The sequence below is a fragment of the Trinickia sp. genome, assembly GCF_036503415.1.
Lineage (GTDB): Bacteria > Pseudomonadota > Gammaproteobacteria > Burkholderiales > Burkholderiaceae > Trinickia.
This window is the reverse complement of the sequence record NZ_DASXWY010000039.1, coordinates 131,791-149,912: the sequence shown is the minus strand read 5'-3', so window position 1 is coordinate 149,912 and position 18,122 is coordinate 131,791. Positions and strand designations below refer to the sequence as shown.

16 protein-coding genes are annotated in these 18,122 nt (G+C 64.9%); 13 read left to right on the top strand and 3 right to left on the bottom strand.

Annotated features, from left to right (window positions below):
- Positions 1-53: 53 nt before the first annotated feature.
- From VGL01_RS06285 to ubiA, 3 genes are all read left to right on the top strand, one after another.
- Positions 54-1,505 carry a catalase gene (locus VGL01_RS06285; protein WP_331567988.1) on the top strand — a complete coding sequence of 484 codons (1,452 nt, stop codon included), beginning with the start codon at positions 54-56 and terminating at the stop codon, positions 1,503-1,505.
- A 160-nt stretch (positions 1,506-1,665) separates the two neighbouring features.
- Entirely contained in the window at positions 1,666-2,154 is a 489-nt protein-coding gene (locus tag VGL01_RS06280) for a Dps family protein (RefSeq protein ID WP_331567987.1), read from the top strand.
- Positions 2,155-2,312: 158 nt separating this feature from the next.
- Complete coding sequence (gene ubiA, locus VGL01_RS06275; RefSeq protein ID WP_331568003.1) at positions 2,313-3,176, top strand: 4-hydroxybenzoate octaprenyltransferase; 864 nt, start codon at positions 2,313-2,315, stop codon at positions 3,174-3,176.
- Between the two features lie 87 nt (positions 3,177-3,263).
- Here ubiA and proC read toward each other — a convergent pair whose 3' ends face one another.
- From proC to VGL01_RS06260, 3 genes are all read right to left on the bottom strand, one after another.
- Complete coding sequence (proC, locus tag VGL01_RS06270; RefSeq protein ID WP_331567986.1) at positions 3,264-4,076, bottom strand: pyrroline-5-carboxylate reductase; 813 nt, start codon at positions 4,074-4,076, stop codon at positions 3,264-3,266.
- 27 nt (positions 4,077-4,103) lie between these two features.
- Positions 4,104-4,802: a YggS family pyridoxal phosphate-dependent enzyme gene (locus VGL01_RS06265; RefSeq protein WP_331567985.1), complete on the bottom strand. Its 699-nt coding sequence runs from the start codon at positions 4,800-4,802 to the stop codon at positions 4,104-4,106.
- A 75-nt stretch (positions 4,803-4,877) separates the two neighbouring features.
- A complete protein-coding gene (locus VGL01_RS06260) occupies positions 4,878-5,792 on the bottom strand; it encodes a GNAT family N-acetyltransferase (protein WP_414720181.1) in 915 nt (304 codons plus the stop codon).
- A gap of 214 nt (positions 5,793-6,006) precedes the next feature.
- Between VGL01_RS06260 and VGL01_RS06255 the strand changes: the two genes are divergently transcribed.
- From VGL01_RS06255 to VGL01_RS06210, 10 genes are all read left to right on the top strand, one after another.
- Positions 6,007-7,485: an aldehyde dehydrogenase family protein gene (locus VGL01_RS06255; RefSeq protein ID WP_331567983.1), complete on the top strand. Its 1,479-nt coding sequence runs from the start codon at positions 6,007-6,009 to the stop codon at positions 7,483-7,485.
- Positions 7,486-7,701: 216 nt separating this feature from the next.
- Positions 7,702-8,370, top strand: a complete 669-nt coding sequence (locus VGL01_RS06250; protein ID WP_331567982.1) for a haloacid dehalogenase type II — start codon at positions 7,702-7,704, stop codon at positions 8,368-8,370.
- Positions 8,371-8,425: 55 nt separating this feature from the next.
- Positions 8,426-9,700 (top strand): FAD-binding oxidoreductase, encoded by a 1,275-nt coding sequence (locus VGL01_RS06245; protein ID WP_331567981.1) that lies wholly within the window; start codon positions 8,426-8,428, stop codon positions 9,698-9,700.
- Positions 9,701-9,765: 65 nt separating this feature from the next.
- On the top strand, positions 9,766-11,382 hold the full coding sequence (locus VGL01_RS06240; RefSeq protein ID WP_331567980.1) for an ABC transporter substrate-binding protein: 1,617 nt from the start codon (positions 9,766-9,768) through the stop codon (positions 11,380-11,382).
- 94 nt (positions 11,383-11,476) lie between these two features.
- On the top strand, positions 11,477-12,433 hold the full coding sequence (locus tag VGL01_RS06235; RefSeq protein ID WP_331567979.1) for an ABC transporter permease: 957 nt from the start codon (positions 11,477-11,479) through the stop codon (positions 12,431-12,433).
- On the top strand, positions 12,430-13,386 hold the full coding sequence (locus VGL01_RS06230; protein ID WP_331567978.1) for an ABC transporter permease: 957 nt from the start codon (positions 12,430-12,432) through the stop codon (positions 13,384-13,386). The genes VGL01_RS06235 and VGL01_RS06230 overlap by 4 nt, the downstream gene beginning before the upstream one ends.
- Positions 13,383-15,212 carry an ABC transporter ATP-binding protein gene (locus tag VGL01_RS06225; protein ID WP_331567977.1) on the top strand — a complete coding sequence of 610 codons (1,830 nt, stop codon included), beginning with the start codon at positions 13,383-13,385 and terminating at the stop codon, positions 15,210-15,212. The genes VGL01_RS06230 and VGL01_RS06225 overlap by 4 nt, the downstream gene beginning before the upstream one ends.
- Positions 15,209-15,529 (top strand): (2Fe-2S)-binding protein, encoded by a 321-nt coding sequence (locus VGL01_RS06220; RefSeq protein WP_331567976.1) that lies wholly within the window; start codon positions 15,209-15,211, stop codon positions 15,527-15,529. Before VGL01_RS06225 ends, VGL01_RS06220 begins: the two co-directional genes overlap by 4 nt.
- On the top strand, positions 15,508-16,947 hold the full coding sequence (locus tag VGL01_RS06215) for an NAD(P)/FAD-dependent oxidoreductase (RefSeq protein WP_331567975.1): 1,440 nt from the start codon (positions 15,508-15,510) through the stop codon (positions 16,945-16,947). Before VGL01_RS06220 ends, VGL01_RS06215 begins: the two co-directional genes overlap by 22 nt.
- The gene (locus VGL01_RS06210; protein WP_331567974.1) at positions 16,944-18,122 is read left to right on the top strand and encodes an FAD-binding oxidoreductase; all 1,179 of its coding nucleotides are present in this window, start codon (positions 16,944-16,946) and stop codon (positions 18,120-18,122) included. The genes VGL01_RS06215 and VGL01_RS06210 overlap by 4 nt, the downstream gene beginning before the upstream one ends.

Here is an 18,122-nt window from a genome sequence, read left to right as displayed (position 1 = left end):
TCCATGGATCGCAGCGATTTGCCGCTGACTCCCTCTCGACCCAAGGAACCGCTATGTCCGACAGCAAGCTCACCACAGCCGCAGGCGCCCCCGTCGCCGACAACCAGAACTCGATGACAGCGGGGCCACGCGGCCCCATCGCATTGCAGGACGTCTGGCTGCTCGAAAAGCTCGCGCATTTCGACCGCGAGGTGATTCCCGAGCGGCGTGTTCACGCAAAAGGCTCCGGCGCATTCGGCACGTTCACGGTGACGCATGACATCACGCGCTATACGAAGGCGGCCGTGTTTTCGGAACTTGGCAAGCAAACGCCGTTGTTCATCCGGTTCTCGACCGTGGCGGGCGAGCGCGGTGCCGCCGATGCCGAGCGCGACGTGCGGGGCTTTTCGATCAAGTTCTACACCGACGAGGGCAATTGGGACGTCGTCGGCAATAACACGCCGGTCTTTTTCATCCGCGATCCGCTCAAGTTTCCCGATTTCATCCACTCGCAAAAACGCGACCCGTACACGAACCTGCGCAGCAACATCGCGGCGTGGGATTTCTGGTCGCGCCATCCCGAATCGCTGCACCAGGTCACGATTTTGATGAGCGACCGCGGGATTCCGAAGAACTACCGGCAGCAGCACGGATTCGGCTCGCATACGTTTTCGTTCATCAACGCCGCGGGCGAGCGGTTCTGGGTCAAGTTCCATTTCAAGTCCGCGCAGGGCGTCGAAAACCTGACGAACGAGCAAGCCGCCGCCGTCATCGCGGGCGATCGCGAGAGCGCGCAGCGCGATCTCGTCTCGAGCATCGATCGCGGCGAGTTTCCGAAGTGGCACTTCCGCGTGCAGGTCATGCCCGAGGCCGATGCCGCGCGATACGGCATCAATCCTTTCGACATCACCAAAGTGTGGCCGCACAAGGACTATCCGCTCATCGATGTCGGGACGATCGAGCTCAACCGCAATGCCGCGAACTACTTTTCCGACGTCGAGCAGGCGGCATTCACACCGGCCAACGTGGTGCCCGGCATCGGGTTTTCTCCGGACCGCCTGCTGCAGGGGCGTCTTTTCTCGTACGGCGATGCGCAGCGCTACCGGCTCGGGGTCAATCATCATCAGATTCCCGTCAATGCGCCGAAGTGCCCGGTACACGCGTTTCATCGTGACGGCGCAATGCGCACCGACGGCAATCTCGGCGGCACGCCGAACTACGAACCGAGCCGCTTCGGCGAGTTCGCGCAGGATCGCAGCGCCCTCGAGCCGCCGCTCGCGGCCGGCGCGATCGATCGTTACGATCACCGCGAGGACGACGACTACTACAGCCAGCCGGGCGCGCTCTTTCGTCTGTTCGACGAGGGCCAGCGCGCGCGACTGTTCGATACGATCGCGGGGCACATCGACGGCGTGCCCGAGGACATCGTCGCACGCCAGCTCGAGCATTTCTCGCGTGCCGACCCGGCCTACGGCGCGGGCGTGGCCGATGCGATCGAGCGCCGGCGCGCGGCCCGGGCGAAGTAAGGACAGCGAGCGATGACGAATGCGGCGCCCCCAAGGTGGCGCCGCAACGTTCGAGTGGGCTACACTGGCGCTCGCCCGATGCGGGAAGCATGAGCGCCTTCGGTTGGCGCAGGACATCTGCCGTCTCGCACCGTTCGCATCTCTTTTGCAAGGAACCGCCATGGCAAAGAAAAACACCGCATCGCAAATCGACATCGGCATCACCGACAAAGACCGCAAGAAAATCGCCGAGGGGCTTTCGCGCCTGCTCGCCGATACCTACACGCTCTATCTGAAGACGCACAACTTCCATTGGAACGTGACGGGGCCGATGTTCAATACGCTGCACCTCATGTTCGAGACGCAGTACACCGAACTCGCGCTGGCAGTCGATGCGATCGCCGAGCGGATTCGTGCGCTGGGCGTGCCCGCACCGGGGAGCTACAAGGAATTCGCGAAGCTGTCGTCGATTCCCGAGGCCGATGGCGTGCCGAGCGCGGAAGAGATGATTCGCCAACTGGTCGAAGGGCAGGAAGCGGTGGTGCGTACCGCACGCGCGATTTTTCCGACGACGGATGCGGCGCACGACGAACCCACGGCCGATTTGCTGACCCAGCGTATGCAGACGCACGAGAAAACCGCCTGGATGTTGCGCGCCATGCTCGCCTGAGGCCACGTCGGTGGCACCCGCCGGCCACCGCACCTCACCGCACATAAAAAGGGGACGCCGCTGTTTGGGCGTCCCTTTTGCATTCGGCTGCCGGTTTTCAGTCTTAAAATAGCGGCATCCCGGTTTCAGTCAGTTCCGCCCACGCGATGTCCGCACCGATGTTTGCCCGCTTTCCGCTTTATCTGCGCTTGATCCGCATGGACAAGCCGATCGGCAGTCTGCTGCTGCTCTGGCCGACATTGAACGCGCTCTGGATCGCCTCGGGCGGACATCCCGCGCCGTCGCTGATCGTCATCTTCGCATTGGGCACCGTGCTCATGCGCTCGGCCGGGTGCGCGATCAACGACTACGCCGACCGCGATTTCGATCGCTACGTGAAGCGCACCGAGAACCGGCCGCTGACTTCGGGCAAGATCCAGGCGTGGGAAGCACTGGCGATTGCGGCCGTGCTGTCGGTCGTTTCTTTCTTGCTGATCCTGCCGCTCAATGGACTGACGAAAGCGTTGTCGGTCGTCGCGCTGTTCGTGGCGGGCTCGTATCCATTCATGAAGCGCTTTTTCGCGATCCCGCAGGCCTATCTGGGCATCGCGTTCGGTTTCGGCATTCCGATGGCGTTCGCCGCCATTCAGGACCGTGTCCCGATGCTCGCCTGGATCATGCTGCTGGCCAACGTGTTCTGGGCCGTGGCTTACGACACCGAGTACGCCATGGTCGATCGCGATGACGATCTGAAGATCGGCATTCGCACTTCAGCGATCACGTTCGGCCGCTTCGATGTCGCCGCCGTCATGCTGTGTTATGCCGCCGTGTTCGGCATCTATGCGGCGATCGGCGCGGCGCTCGGTTTCGGCTGGCCGTTTTGGTTAGGCTGGGCGGTCGCGCTCGGCTGCGCCGCCTATCACTACACGCTCATCCGCGAGCGCGAGCGCATGGCCTGTTTCGCGGCGTTTCTCCACAATAACTGGCTTGGCGGCGCACTTTTCGCGGGCGTCGCCGCGCATTACGTCATCGCCGGCCTATAGCGCGGCGATCGTCCCGCCGTTGAGGCGGGACTCGCGAACCACCACTTTCTTGCGGATCGCATCGATTCGGCCGCAGCTCACTGCTTCTCACTGCTTGCCGAGTTCGTCGCCCATTTCCTTGGCGCGCGCGTCTGCGGCGAGTACGCCCTTGACGATCGCAGCCTTGACGCCTTGCGCCTCGAACGAGGCGAGGGCCGCAGCCGTCGTGCCGCCTTTCGACGTAACGCGCTCGCGCAGCACGCCGGCGGGCTCGTCCGATTGCACCGCGAGCTGTGCCGCGCCCGCGAACGTCGCGAGCGCGAGCGCGCGGCCTTCTTCGTCGCCGAGCCCCAATTGGCGCGCGGCCTCTTGCAAAGCCTCGATGAAATAGAAGACGTAGGCGGGACCGCTGCCCGAGATGGCCGTGACCGCATCGATTTTCGCTTCGTCGTCAAACCAGACCGTGTTGCCGACCGCACCCAGCACATCGGACGCGAGCGAGCGCCCCGCGGCATCGACGCCCGGCAGCGCGACGAGGCCGGTGACGCCCATGCCGATCAATGCCGGCGTATTGGGCATCGCACGTACGATGCGCGTGTAGCCGTCGAGCCAACGCGCGATGTCGGACCCGCGAATCCCGGCTGCGATGCTGACGACGAGCTGCGTCGCCAACTGGGGCGCCAAGGCGGCCGCGACGCTTTTCATCACTTGCGGTTTGACGGCGAGCACGATGGCGTCATAGTCGCGCAATGCGGTGTCGGCTGTCGCGCCGGTCTTGACGCCGAACTGCGCGTGAATGCGCGCGCGCGCGTCTTCGTTGGGGTCGATGGCATAGAGGTCCGAGGCTGCGGTGCCCCGTTTGACGAGGCCGCCGATCAATGCCGCGGCCATGTTGCCGCCGCCGATGAATGCGATTTTCATGGTGGATGGTTCGTGCTGAAGGAGAAGTCAGTGAGCGTAGTCGCGGGCACCGAAGACGGCCGTGCCGATCCGCACGAGCGTCGCGCCTTCGAGCACGGCCGCTTCGAGATCGGCCGACATACCCATCGAGAGCGTATCGAGTGCGAGACCTTCCGCGCGTAGATCGTCGAACAGCGCGCGCAGGACGCGGTGCGGCACGCGTTGCGCATCGGGATCGGCCGCCGGTTCGGGAATCGACATCAGGCCGCGTAGCGTCAGCCGCGGTAACGCGGCGATCTCATGCGCGAGTGCCGGTGCGTCGGCGGCCGATACGCCGCTTTTCGATGCTTCGCCGCTCACGTTGACTTGCAGGCAGACGTTGAGTGCAGGCAGCGTGTCGGGGCGCTGCTCGGAAAGCCGTTGCGCGATCTTGAGACGGTCGACTGAATGGACCCAGTCGAAATGCTCGGCGACGGGGCGCGTCTTGTTCGATTGCAGCGGGCCGATGAAATGCCATTCAAGATCGGCGCGCAGCTCGGCGAGCGCCTCGATTTTGCCGATGGCCTCCTGCACGTAGTTCTCGCCGAACGCGCGTTGGCCTGCTGCAAATGCGGTGCGCACGTCCTGGGCAGAAAACGTCTTCGAAACGGCTAGCAGCCGGACCGATGCGCTGTCGCGGCCGGCCGCTTGTGCGGCTTGCACGATGCGGCGATGGACGGCGTCGAGATTGCGGGCGATGTCGGACATGGCGATGCGAAGCGAAAAGCGGTGGGCAGCGACTGGGGGATTATACGGCGCGCCTGCCAGCCGACCGCCTCAGGCTCACCAGACCGCCTGACTCGTGATCGCAAACTGCTTCGATGTCGTATCGGCCGCCAGCGCTCCCGCACCCGACGCACCGTACGCCGTCCGTTCGATATGATCGACGAGCGGCAACCCGACGTCTTCGAGCCAATCCGAAAGCCCCAACTCGCGAGGCGTGTCGATGCGCAGGAACATCCCCGCGTTGGACGCGAGCCAATGACTGATGAGGGCTTTGGCCCGGCACGAATCCGTCGACTCGGGCGCGACCACGGGCCCGATGACATGCCCATCGCCGAAGCGCCGAAACAACGCAAACCCGATCAGCTCTCCGTCCCGATCGAGCGCGATCCCGCTCGCGATATCGAGCAGCGCAGGCAACAGCTCCCGTCGATCGAGTCCGCTGGCACGCGAAGCGAGTTCGACGAGCCGGGGTGTGTCGTTGGCGCCGACCGGTCTCAACCGTTCGCCGGGCGGCAGCGACACGAGCGGAGGATGAAACGCCGCCCCTTGGTGCTGATGGATTCGCCCCAGCCGCCGAAAGCCGAGCTGCTCGACGAGCGGCAAAGCGGCGTCGCTTGCGTGGAGCAACAGCGTGCGCGGCTCCAGCGCGTGCATCCAATGCGTGATCATCGCGCGGCCGATGCCGTGGCGCTCATGATCGGGCGCCACGATCAGCATCCCGATCGTGGCCGCAGCGCCGCCGAACTGCCAGGCGAATGCCGAACCGACCAGCGTTCCGGCTTCATCGACCGCCACGATCCCCTTGCCGGTGTGCGCGGCGAACCGCCAGTCCTCCGGGCGGTGACGCCAGCGTACCGACCGGGACAACGCGTGACCGGCGCTGAGATCGTCGTCCGCAAACTCGCGCAGACTGATGCCGCTATTGGGGATTCGATCGAGCACGTCGGCCTCCTGTTCTGTGTGCGCATACATCGGATATTCACTGTCACAGTGTGCCCCACGGCTGACTAGGACGATCTTCCTGTCGTCGCCTCATTGCAGTGTCGAAATGTGATGCACTGCAAAACGCACCGTACGACGCTCGATAACGCATCGAATCTGCTGATGGCGAGATTTTGTCGGCGAAATATGCGGTGGCGCTCGCACTACGATGTGTGTCATCGAAACCGTTCGAAGACTTCATATCATGGATCAGTTCGAGCCTTCCTCCGTCGCCATACGCAGCGGTCACTTCATTGGCGGCGAGTGGATCGATCAGCGCACCGCTCAAAGGGACGTTGTGCGCCCTTCCGATGGCGCCGCATATGCCTCGGTACCGATCGCGGATGCCCAGACCGTGGATCGCGCCGTCGACAATGCGTCGCGCGCGTATCGCGAGAGCGGCTGGCCGCGCATGGCGCCGCGCGAGCGCGCACGCGTGCTGCGCCGCTTCGCCGAGCTGATTGCGGCAGACGCCGGCACACTTGCGCCGCTCGAGGCGATCGGCTCCACACGGCCCATCCGGGAGGCCTACACCTGGGATGTCCCGTTCACCTCCGAAGGCATCCGTTTTTATGCCGAGTTCGCCGATAAGGTGGGGGGTGAACTCGTGGCCACCGACCACGATCATCTGGGCATGACGATCGCCGAACCGTATGGTGTCGTGGCGGCCATCGCGCCGTGGAATTTCCCGCTCGTGATGGCATCCTGGAAGATCGGGCCGGCGCTCGCGGCGGGCAATGCGGTCGTCGTCAAGCCCTCCGAGATGACGCCTTTCTCGGTGCTGCGTCTGGCCGAACTCGCCATCGAGGCCGGCATACCGGCGGGCATATTCAACGTCGTGCAAGGCGACGGCGCGACGACGGGCGATGCGCTCGTGCGGCATCCGGGCATCGCCAAGGTCACGTTCACGGGGTCTACCCGCGCGGGTGCCCAGATCATGGCGGCCTGCGCCGAGTCCGGCACGAAGCCGCTCACGCTGGAGCTTGGCGGCAAGAGCCCCCAGTTGGTTTTCGCCGACGCGCCGAAGATCGACGAAGTCGCGCACCGAATCGCGCGGGCCATTTCGAGCAATGCGGGGCAGGTCTGCGTGGCGGGTTCACGTCTGCTCGTCCAGCGCGCCGTGGCCGAGGAACTGGTGGAGCGCATCGGCCAGGCATTCGCGGCGCTGCGTGCCGGCGCAACGTGGGCCGCGGGCACGACGCTGCCACCGATCGTTTCGGAGGCGCAAGCCGCGCGCATCGAGGCCATCGTCGAGCGCAGCGCAGCGCAAGGCGCCGTCGTGCGATGCGGCGGCCGGCGCGCGGATGCGGCCGTGCCCGGCGCGTTCTACCTGCCGACGATCCTCACCGATGTCACACCGCAAACGGAAGCCGTGCGCGCGGAAATCTTCGGCCCGGTGCTCACCGTGCAGACGTTCGAGACGGAAGAGGAGGCGCTCGCGCTCGCCTCGCATCCCGACTACGGGCTGGCGGCCGGCGTTCACACGGCGGATATCGGCCGCGCGTTGCGCCTCGTGCGCGCACTGGAGGCGGGCACGGTGTGGGTCAACCGTTACGGCCGTACGAACGACTTCGCGATGCCGACGGGCGGATACAAGCGCTCGGGTATCGGCAAGGATCTTGGCCGGCTCGGCTACGAAGCCCACCTTCGTTTCAAGAGTGTCCTCATCGATACCCGGAGCTGACGATGCCGCCGTAAATCCGCACGAATCGGCGCGCAGCCACCCCAGCATGATCTGCTGTCGCAGCGGTCCCGAACGAGTGATTTGTATCGTCGAGCCGCCCCTAATCGACGACACGGCTTATTTTGGACTGCTTTAATTTTCGTATAGACGCTTTCTATCTGTCTTTCGCCACTGAGCCCAAAACGGGTTCATTAGACAAACAAAAGGATTGTCATCATGATCGACTTCGAGCCTAAGTACATCACCTTCGACTGCTACGGCACCCTGACGAAATTCCGCATGGCGGATATGGCACGCGAGATGTATGGTGATCGTCTGAAGGGCGCGGAACTGGAAAAGTTCGTCGCGTTCTTCGCCGCCTATCGCCTCGACGAAGTGCTCGGCGCGTGGAAACCCTATCGCGACGTCGTCGTCAACTCGGTGCGCCGCACGTGTGAGCGTATGAGGGTTGAATTCAACGAAGCCGAAGCGGAAAAGTTCTATCTCGCCGTGCCGACCTGGGGCCCGCATCCGGATGTACCGGAAGGCCTCTCGCGCCTTGCGAAAAAATACAAGCTCGTGATTTTGTCGAACGCCTCGGACGATCAGATTCAGAGCAACGTCGACAAGCTCGGCGCGCCGTTCCATCGGGTCTTCACCGCGCAGCAGGCGCAGTCGTACAAGCCGCGCATGCGGGGCTTCGAATACATGTTCGACCAACTGGACTGCAACCCGCAGGACGTGCTGCACGTTTCGTCGAGCCTGCGCTACGACCTGATGACGGCGCACGATCTCGGCATCAAGCACAAGGCGTTCATCAATCGCGGCCATGAGCCGGGCACGCCGTACTACGAGTACACCGAGGTCAAGACGATCGGCGAACTCGCGGCGCAGCTTGGCCTGTGAGCGATCACTGGTCGCGCTCGCGTTCTTTCACCCGGCTTAGCCCCGAGGTTGCACGATGAAGCTCGATTCCTACTGGCTCGATACCGCGCCTGCGGGTGTCTATGCAAGCGAGGGGCCGGCGCAGGGAAGTTTCGACGTCGCGGTCATCGGCGGCGGCTTCACCGGGCTTTCCGCGGCGCTCGCGTTCGGTCGTCGCGGCGCGAGCGTCGCGGTGCTCGATGCGGGGCGCATGGGAGGCGGTGCATCGGGGCGCAACGGCGGTCAATGCAACACGGGCGTGGCGCAGGATTACGCCGCACTGCGCCAGCAACTGGGCGTGGAGCGTGCGCAGGGCTGCTACCGCGCTTATGCGGCGGCCGTCGATACGGTGGAGCGGCTGATTCGCGAGGAGCGGATCGAGTGCGATTACCTGGCTTCGGGCAAGCTGAAGCTCGCATCGAAGCCGCATCATCTCGAACACTTGCAGCGCACGGCCGAGCTGATTCATCGCGAGGTCGATCCCGACGTCGAGATCATCGGCCGCGACCGGATTTGCAGCGAAGTCGATTCGGACAGCTTCTTCGGCGGCCTTCTGCAAAAACGCGGCGGGCAGATGCATATGGGCAAGTTCGCCGTCGGGCTCGCGAATGCGGCGGCACGCCATGGCGCGCAGCTCTTCGAGCATGCGGCCGTGACGTCGATCGAGAAGGATGGCACCGGATATCGCGTGGAATCGTCGCGGGGCACCCTGCGGGCCCAGCAGGTGCTGATCGCGACGGGCCCGTCGCGGCACGGTCCTTTTTCGTGGTACCGGCGGCGGCTGGCACCGGTCGGCTCGTTCATCGTCGTGACGGAGCCGCTGCCCGAAGCGGCGCTCGCGCGCCTCTTCCCGAAGAGGCGGTCATACACGACGAGCCGCCTCATGCACAACTATTTTCGGGTGACCTCCGACTCGCGCCTGCTCTTCGGCGGCCGGGCACGCTTCACGGCATCGGAGCAGCCATCCGACGAGAAGAGCGGCCGCATTTTGCGCGCGAATCTCACGCAGCTCTTTCCGAGCCTCGCAGGGGCGCGGATCGACTACTGCTGGGGCGGACTCGTCGATATCACGGCCGACCGTCTGCCGCGTGCCGGACAGCATGGCGGCATATGGTTTTCGATGGGCTACAGCGGACACGGCACGCAGATGTCGACGCATATGGGACAGGTGATGGCCGAGGTGATGAGCGGTAATCCGGCCGCCAATCCGTGGCGCGATTTCGACTGGCCCGCGATTCCCGGGCATACGGGCAAGCCTTGGTTTTTGCCGCTCGTCGGCGCGTACTACCAGATCAAAGACGTTTTTTATTGACGCTGTATCGAGCAATTGACCAAAACGGCCGTTCCCCCACAAGACCACCTCACGCGGAGAGATTCATGAGCATCGATAAATCGCCCGAAGACGTAGCCGGCAGCGGCGTACGACTGGAAGAACTGACACGGCGCGGCGCCGCGCGGCGCGACATTCTGCGCGCGATGATGGCGAGCGGCATGATGTCGATGACGGGCGCGGGGCTGCTCGCCATGAGCGGCCAGGCCCTCGCACAGGGCAAGCCGAAGCAGGGCGGCAAGATTCGCGTGGCGACGCAATCGTCGTCCGCCACCGATACGCTCGATCCGGCCAAGGGAGCGGTTTCGACCGATTATGTGCGGGCCAACATGCTGTACAACGGCCTGACCGAGTACGACTCGCATCTCGGCGCACAGATGGCGCTTGCGCAATCGATCGATACGAAAGATGCCACGGTCTGGGTCATCAAGCTGCGCAACGGCGTGCAGTTCCACGACGGCAAGGCGCTCGCGCCCGCCGATGTCGTCTGGTCGCTGACACGTCACAAGGACCCGGCTACCGCTTCGAAGGCGAAGACGCTCGCCGACCAGTTCAAGGACGTCAAGGCGACGGGGCCGAACGAGGTGACGATCACGTTGCAAGGGGCGAACGCCGACCTGCCCGTGATCCTCGCCGATTCGCATTTCATGATCGTCAAGGATGGGACGAGCGACTTCAAGACGGCCGTGGGCACGGGCCCGTTCAAGCTCAAGGATTTCTCGCCCGGCGTACGTACGGTCGTGGTGCGCAACGAGCACTACTGGAAGCCGGGACTGCCGCATCTCGACGAGATCGAGCTCGTGGGTATCGGCGACGAGCCGGCGCGCGTGAACGCGCTGCTGTCGGGCGACGTGCAACTCATCAATCAGGTCGATCCGCGCTCGGCCGCGCGCATCAAGGGGACGTCGGGTTTCGCCGTGCAGGAGACGAAAACGGGCGGCTACACGGACCTCATCATGCGTGACGAAGGCGGTATCACGGGCAATGCCGATTTCCGCCGCGGCTTGATGTACCTGCTCGATCGCGAACAGATTCGCAATACGGTGCTGCTCGGCTATGGCTCGATCGGCAACGATCAACCGATCGATCCGACCAACAAGTACTACTTCGCGGGGTTGCCGCAGCGGACGTTCGATCCGCAAAAGGCGAAGTTCTATTTCCAAAAGGCAAAGCTCGGCAACGCGCCGGTGCAGGTCTACGCCTCGCCGGCCGCGGATGGCTCCGTCGAAATGGCCATGCTGTTGCAACAAGTCGCGCCGCAGGCCGGCCTGAATCTGAAAGTGGTGCGTACGCCTTCGGATGGCTACTGGTCGAATCACTGGATGAAGCATCCGCTGACGTTCGGCAACATCAACGCGCGTCCGAGCGCCGATGTGATCTTCACGCAGTTCTTCAAGTCGGACGCTCCGTGGAACGAGGCCAACTGGAAGAACCCGCAGTTCGACCAGATGCTGGTCGCGGCCCGCGGCGAGCCGGACGAGGCCAAGCGCAAGAAGATTTACGGCGATATGCAGGTGCTCGTGCATGACGATGGCGGTGTCGGCATTCCGATGTTCCTGAGCTCGATCGATGCGCATTCGACGAAGCTCAAGGGGCTCGGCTCGATTCCGATTGCCGGCCTGATGGGTTTCAAGTTTGCCGAGAACGTATGGCTGGATACCTGATCCACCTGCGCGGCACCGCGCGCGGCTCGAAACGGCAGCAGGTTTCGGCACCGCGCGCGGCGGCCGCGCAACTCTTAACCGGAGATGTCGTCCGATGAAAGTTCACGCGCAACGACTCATTGCGGCTCGGCTCGGTCTCGCGCTGATCACGTTGCTGATCGTATCGGCCATCGTGTTCGGCCTGACCGGGCTCTTGCCCGGCGATGCGGCCCAGCAGGCGCTCGGTCAAGCGGCGACGCCCGAGCAGGTGGCCGCCTTGCGTCATCAATTCGGCCTCGATCAGCCCGCGCTGCAGCGCTACTTCGAGTGGCTCGCGCACGTCGTGACGGGCAACTTCGGCACGTCGCTCTCCAACAGCATGCCCGTGAGTCAACTCATTGCGACGCGCTTGCCCAACTCGCTCATGCTCGCCGGATTGACCACGCTGGTGTCGGTTCCCGTCGCGCTCTTGATCGGCATTCTGTCCGCCATGTTTCGCGGCTCGCTGCTCGATCGCACGCTCAACGTGTTGACGTTGTCGACGGTCGCCGTTCCCGAGTTTCTGATCGCGACGATAGCCGTGCTGATCTTCGCGGTGAAGCTGCGCTGGCTGCCCGCGCTGTCGTATCTGTCGGAGGTGACGTCGTTCGGTGCGCTCGTGCGCATCTATGCGATGCCCGTGACGACGCTGTGCTGCGTCATCGTCGCGCAGATGGCCCGCATGACGCGCGCGGCGGTGCTCGACCAGTTGAACGCACCGTATGTCGAGATGGCGAGATTGAAGGGCGCGTCCCCCGCACGCATCGTTTTGCGTCATGTCCTCCCGAACACGATCGGACCGATTGCCAATGCCATCGCGTTGAGTTTGTCGTATCTGTTCGGCGGTGTCGTGATCGTCGAGTCGATCTTCAACTATCCGGGGCTCGCGAGCCTGATGGTGGATGCCGTGACGAACCGCGATATGCCGCTCGTGCAAGGCTGCGTCATGGTGTTCTGCTCCGCCTATCTCGTGCTCGTGCTGATCGCCGATATGTGTCAAATCATCTCCAACCCGAGGCTGCGTCAACGATGAACCGACCCGCCACATCCCACGGCACCACCGTGCTGTACTCGGCGCCCGGCGAAGAGGCGAAGCCTTGCGCCGATGCGCTCCAGGACGTGCCCATCGAAGCATTGGCCGTCAAGCGCAGCGTTTTACGCCGTTTCGCGAGCCGCTTCTCGGTGCTCGGCCTGATCGGGCTGACGATCATCGTATTCTGGCTCGGCGTGGCGTTCATCGGGCCGCTCGTCGCGCCGTACAAGGGCGGTGCGGTCACGTCGACGGAAATCTTCGGCGCATGCAGCTCTGCGCATCTGCTCGGCACCGATTATCTCGGCCGCGACATGCTGAGCCGCGTGCTCTACGGCACGCAATATACCGTGGGGCTCGCGCTTGCATCGGCGGTGCTCGCCAGCTGTATCGGCACGTTCATCGGCCTCGTCGCGGCCGTGTCGGGCAGGTGGGTCGACGAAATCTTGAGCCGTCTGTTCGACGCACTGATTTCGATTCCCAGCAAGGTGCTCGCCCTCGTCATCATCGCCGCGTTCGGTTCGTCGGTGCCGATGCTGATCATGGTCGCCGCGCTCGCCTATATTCCCGGCGCGTTCCGCATCTCGCGCTCATTGGCGGTCAACCTGATGACGCTCGAATACGTGCAGGTCGCCAGGGCGCGCGGCGAGCGGCTGCTCTATATCGCCCGCGTCGAGGTACTGCCCAACATGATCCATCCGATGCTCGCGGATTTCGGCCTGCGTTTCGTGTTCATCGTGCTGCTGTTGAGCGGTCTGAGCTTCCTCGGCCTCGGCGTGCAGCCGCCCGATGCCGACTGGGGGTCGCTCGTGCGCGAGAACATCGGCGGTCTGTCGGAAGGCGCACCCGCCGTGCTGATGCCGGCGGTCGCGATCGCGACGCTGACGGTCGGGGTGAACCTGCTGATCGACAGCTTGCGGCGCCACGGCGCGCGCGCTAACGGAGGTGGCCGATGAGCATGATCGAGGTGAGGGGGCTGCGCGTCGTTGCGGGCATCGCGCCCGAGACGGTCGTCGAGATCGTGAAGGGCGTCGATTTCACCGTCGAAAAGGGCGAAGTGCTGGCGCTCATCGGCGAGTCGGGCTCCGGCAAGACGACGATTGCACTGTCGCTGCTCGGCCATGCGCGCGGCGGGTGTTCGATCGCTGGTGGCTCGGTGAGGATCGGCGGCGTCGACGTGCTGTCGCTCGACGAGAAAGGGCGGCGCGCGTTGCGTGCACGCGCGGTCGCTTATGTCGCACAAAGCGCGTCGGCGGGGTTCAATCCAGCCCGCACGATCATGGATCAGGTGATCGAGCCGGCGCTGCTGCATAAGCTGATGACACCGGCCGCGGCTCGCGCGAAGGCCATCGAACTGTTCCGCTCGCTCGCATTGCCTGGGCCGGAGACGATCGGTTCGCGCTATCCGCACCAGGTATCGGGTGGACAACTGCAGCGCCTGATGGCGGCCATGGCGTTGATCACGGACCCGGCCGTCGTCGTCTTCGACGAGCCGACGACCGCGCTCGACGTCACGACGCAAATCGAAGTGCTTGCCGCGTTCAAGAAGGTCATCCGCGAACTGGGCACGACGGCCGTCTATGTCTCGCACGATCTGGCCGTCGTGGCGCAGATGGCGGACCGCATCGTCGTCCTCAACGGCGGTAAAGTGCGCGAAAACGGCGTGACGGCCCAAGTGCTCGATGCGCCGGCCGACGAATACACGCGCCAGTTGCTGGCCGCCACGCGCCATCCCGACCCCGACCCCGTCGTAGCCGCGCCGGAAGCGAGCGTGCCGTTGCTCGAAATTCGCCATTTGAGCGCGGGCTACGGGCGCGTCGGTTCGAACGGACTGCCCGCGGTGCGGGTGCTCGACGACGTGAGCCTGAAGATCGCACGCGGCAGCGCGCTCGGTGTCATCGGAGAATCGGGTTCGGGCAAGACCACGCTCGCGCGCGTGGTTGCCGGGCTCGTGGACCGCGCAAGCGGCGACGTGCTGCTGGACGGCAAATCGTTGCCCGCGAAGCTGTCCGAGCGCACGCTCGAGCAGTATCGGCGCGTGCAGATCGTGTTCCAGAACGCCGATACGGCGCTGAACCCGAGCCGCACCGTGGCCGATATCCTTGCTCGGCCGATGTGCTTTTATCACGGGCTGCGCGGCGCGGCGGCGACCAAGCGCATGCTCGAACTGCTCGACCTCGTGAAGCTGCCGGCCTCGGTGGCGAAACGCCAGCCCGGCGGCCTGTCGGGCGGACAAAAGCAGCGCGTGAACCTGGCCCGTGCGCTCGCCGCCGATCCGGAACTGATCCTCTGCGACGAAGTGACATCGGCACTCGACACGGTGGTCGGTGCGGCGATCCTCGAGCTGCTCGGCGAATTGCGGCGCGAGCTCGGCGTCTCGTACATGTTCATCAGCCACGACATCTCGACGGTGCGGGCGATCTGCGACGAAGTGGTCGTGCTCTATGCGGGGCAGTGCGTCGAAGCGGGCCAGCGCGACGCGTTGAGCGCACCCCCTTATCACCCTTACACGGGTTTGCTCGTCGACTCGGTGCCCGCGCTGCGTCCGGGCTGGCTCGATACGCGCCGCGCCATGACGTCAGGCGCGCTGCCCGCCATGGGGGCGCCCAGCGATTCGGGCCAGCTTTGCAGTTTCCGTTCGCGCTGTACGGCCCGTATCGACGGGAAGTGCAACGTCACACCGCCTTCGATGACGAAGCTTCCCTCGGGCGTCGAAATCCGATGCCACCATTCGGCGGCGGATCTGGTCCGCATGCAGACAGCCGAAGCAGTGGCGCCATGAGTTCGCGCTTCGTGAGGGTCGCCGAAACCGGACGCAAGACGTTCGATCTGATCGTGGACGGTGTTCCCACGCAGGCGGCCGAGGGCGACACGCTGATGGTTGCCTTGCTGACGACGCACGACACATTGCGCGATTCTGAATTTGGCGACGGACGCCGCGCGGGTTTCTGCCTGATGGGCGCATGCCAGGACTGCTGGGTGTGGACAGCGGAGGGCGAGCGCCTACGCGCCTGTACGACCCCGGCCGCGCCGGGTATGTCGATCGTCACGCGCGCGGCGCTCGTCGGGGAAGGCGTATGGCCGCGCGTCCGGATGTGAAAGCGATGAAGGTCGTCGTGGTCGGTGCAGGTCCCGCGGGCGTACGCGCGGCACAAGCGCTCGTCGAAGCCGGATTGCGCCCCGTCGTAATCGATGAGGGCCGCAAGGACGGCGGCCAGATCTATCGACGGCAGCCCGACGGGTTTTCCCGCTCGTACGAGACGCTCTATGGCACCGAAGCGGCGAGGGCGGCCGCGCTGCACAGCGACTTCCAGGCGATGCGCGCATCCATCGACTATCGCCCCGACACGCTGGTCTGGAACATCGAGGCGAAGGCGGTCCATGTCGTCAGCGGCACGCGCTACGAGGAGATCGCGTTCGACGCGTTGATCGTTTGCAGCGGCGCGACGGACAGGTTGATGCCCGTACCCGGGTGGCATTTCGCGGGGACCTTCAGCCTGGGCGGCGCGCAGGTCGCGTTGAAATCGCAAGGCTGCGCGATCGGTGCGCGCACGGTGATGATGGGTACCGGGCCATTGCTGTACCTGGTGGCCGCGCAATATGTGAAAGCCGGCGCGACGGTGAGCGCCGTACTGGATACGTCGACCTTTGCGCAGCGCCTGCGCGCGTTGCCGCAATTGCTCGCAATCCCTTCGACACTGCGCAAGGGCATGGCGCTCATGCGCGTGCTGAAGAAGGCGGGCGTTCGCGTTCATCGCGGCGTCACGCCCGTGGAAATCGACGGTTCGCCCGAGCATGGCGTGGCGGGCGTGCGCGTGACGCTCGCCGATGCAACGACCCTCGAAGTGCCCTGCGACGCGGTCGCGCTTGGCTATCACTTGCGCTCGGAAACGCAGCTTGCCGACCTTGCGGGCTGCGACTTCGATTTCGACGATGCGACGCACACGTGGCTTCCGCGCATCGACGAGGATGGCCGCAGCAGCATCGCCGGCGTCTATCTCGCCGGCGACGGCGTGCGTGTTCGCGGCGCGGACGCCGCCGAACGCGCGGGCCGGCTCGCCGCGTTGGCGGCCCTGAGCGACGCCGGAATCCAGCGCGAAGGTGCCGCGCGCCTGCGCGCCGAACTCGGACGTTTCACGCGCTTCGCAGCCGGCTTACGCAGCGCCTTTCCGTGGCCCGCGCGTTTCGCGGCCGCGCTGCCCGACGAGACGATCGTCTGCCGTTGCGAGGCGATCACGGCCGGTGAGTTGCGCCGCGTCGTGCGCGAGATGGGCGCGACGGAAGCGAACCGCGCGAAGGCGTTCTCCCGCGTCGGCATGGGGCGTTGTCAAGGCCGCTTTTGCGCGCACGCGGGCGCCGAAGTCATCGCTGCCGAAGCGCATGTTCCGCTCGAAGCGGTGGGGCGGCTGCGCGCTCAGGCGCCGGTCAAGCCGTTGCCGATGGCGATTGCGCCGGCGTGCCACGCTGAAAGGACCCTGGAACACGCGGGTCGATGCACGCAGGAGTTCAGCGAATGAGCAACCGAGCCGACGTGATCGTCATCGGCGGCGGAATCGTCGGGACGTCGGCGGCGTTCTTTTTGCGCCGCAGGCGTCGCTCGGTGACGTTGCTCGAACGTGGGCTCACGGGCCAGCAGGCGAGCGGCGTGAATTTCGGCGGGATCCGTCGCCAGGGCCGGGTGCTTGCGCAACTGCCGATGGCCAATCGCGCGCTCGAAACGTGGCGACGCTCGCGGGAATTGCTCGGCGACGACGTCGAATTCCTCCCGTCGGGGCATACGCGCGTTTGCTACCACGCGCACGACGCCGAGTATTTTCATCGCTATGCGTTGGAGGCGCGTGCATACGGTCTCGATCTCGAGGTGCTCGAAGGCGCGGCGATGTTCCGGCGGTTCCCGTATTTGAGCAGGGAGGTGCTGGCCGCCTCCATTTCGCCGCTCGATGGGCATGCGAATCCCCGTCTTGCCGCGCCCGCATTCGCGCGGGCGGCGGCCCGGCTCGGCGCGAGCATCGTCGAGAACACGGAGATCGTGCGTGTCGACAAAGAAGCGGGTGGTTTTCGCGTGGAGAGCGCCCGTGGCGATATCTACCGCTCGCAGCAGCTTTTGATTTGTGCCGGCGCATGGGCGAACGCACTGTCGACGCAATTCGGCGAGCCCGTTCCGCTTGTGGTGCGCGGTCCGCAGATGGCGGTCACGGAGCCGGTGCCTTACGTCTTCGGCTCGTCGATGGGCGTCTATACGTCGATCAAGGAAGAGAGCGTCTATTTCCGGCAGATTCCGCGCGGCAACATCATATTGGGCGGCGGTCCGCCGGGGCCGGCCGACGTGGCGACGCGCCGTGCCGGCGTGCTGCCGATCAACACGGTCCGCCAGCTCGCACAGTTTCGACGGCTCGTTCCCGCCATGACACCGCTGAACGTCATTCGCGTCTGGAGCGGTGTCGAGAGCTACCTGCCCGATGCGGAGCCGATCATCGGCGCCAGTTCCACGACAGACGGTCTTTTCTATGGATTTGGCTTCAGCGGATCCGGTTTTCAGATCGGTCCCGGCGTGGGAGAGACGCTGGCGGAACTGCTCGACACCGGCCGCACCGAGATCGCGCTCGAACCGTTTTCCGTTGCTCGCTTCGCGCGCAGGGCATCCGATGCGCCGCTGGCGAGCGCCGACGTCTTTTCGCCGAGCGAGGCCTGA

Coding starts and splice junctions, on each gene's coding strand:
- VGL01_RS06260 (WP_414720181.1), bottom strand. CDS start 5,792: ATGTATGCGCACACAGAACAGGAGGCCGACGTGCTCGATCGAATCCCC.
- VGL01_RS06245 (WP_331567981.1), top strand. CDS start 8,426: ATGAAGCTCGATTCCTACTGGCTCGATACCGCGCCTGCGGGTGTCTAT.
- VGL01_RS06250 (WP_331567982.1), top strand. CDS start 7,702: ATGATCGACTTCGAGCCTAAGTACATCACCTTCGACTGCTACGGCACC.
- VGL01_RS06265 (WP_331567985.1), bottom strand. CDS start 4,802: ATGTCCGACATCGCCCGCAATCTCGACGCCGTCCATCGCCGCATCGTG.
- VGL01_RS06240 (WP_331567980.1), top strand. CDS start 9,766: ATGAGCATCGATAAATCGCCCGAAGACGTAGCCGGCAGCGGCGTACGA.
- proC (WP_331567986.1), bottom strand. CDS start 4,076: ATGAAAATCGCATTCATCGGCGGCGGCAACATGGCCGCGGCATTGATC.
- VGL01_RS06210 (WP_331567974.1), top strand. CDS start 16,944: ATGAGCAACCGAGCCGACGTGATCGTCATCGGCGGCGGAATCGTCGGG.
- VGL01_RS06235 (WP_331567979.1), top strand. CDS start 11,477: ATGAAAGTTCACGCGCAACGACTCATTGCGGCTCGGCTCGGTCTCGCG.
- VGL01_RS06215 (WP_331567975.1), top strand. CDS start 15,508: ATGGCCGCGCGTCCGGATGTGAAAGCGATGAAGGTCGTCGTGGTCGGT.
- VGL01_RS06280 (WP_331567987.1), top strand. CDS start 1,666: ATGGCAAAGAAAAACACCGCATCGCAAATCGACATCGGCATCACCGAC.
- ubiA (WP_331568003.1), top strand. CDS start 2,313: ATGTTTGCCCGCTTTCCGCTTTATCTGCGCTTGATCCGCATGGACAAG.
- VGL01_RS06225 (WP_331567977.1), top strand. CDS start 13,383: ATGAGCATGATCGAGGTGAGGGGGCTGCGCGTCGTTGCGGGCATCGCG.
- VGL01_RS06230 (WP_331567978.1), top strand. CDS start 12,430: ATGAACCGACCCGCCACATCCCACGGCACCACCGTGCTGTACTCGGCG.
- VGL01_RS06285 (WP_331567988.1), top strand. CDS start 54: ATGTCCGACAGCAAGCTCACCACAGCCGCAGGCGCCCCCGTCGCCGAC.
- VGL01_RS06220 (WP_331567976.1), top strand. CDS start 15,209: ATGAGTTCGCGCTTCGTGAGGGTCGCCGAAACCGGACGCAAGACGTTC.
- VGL01_RS06255 (WP_331567983.1), top strand. CDS start 6,007: ATGGATCAGTTCGAGCCTTCCTCCGTCGCCATACGCAGCGGTCACTTC.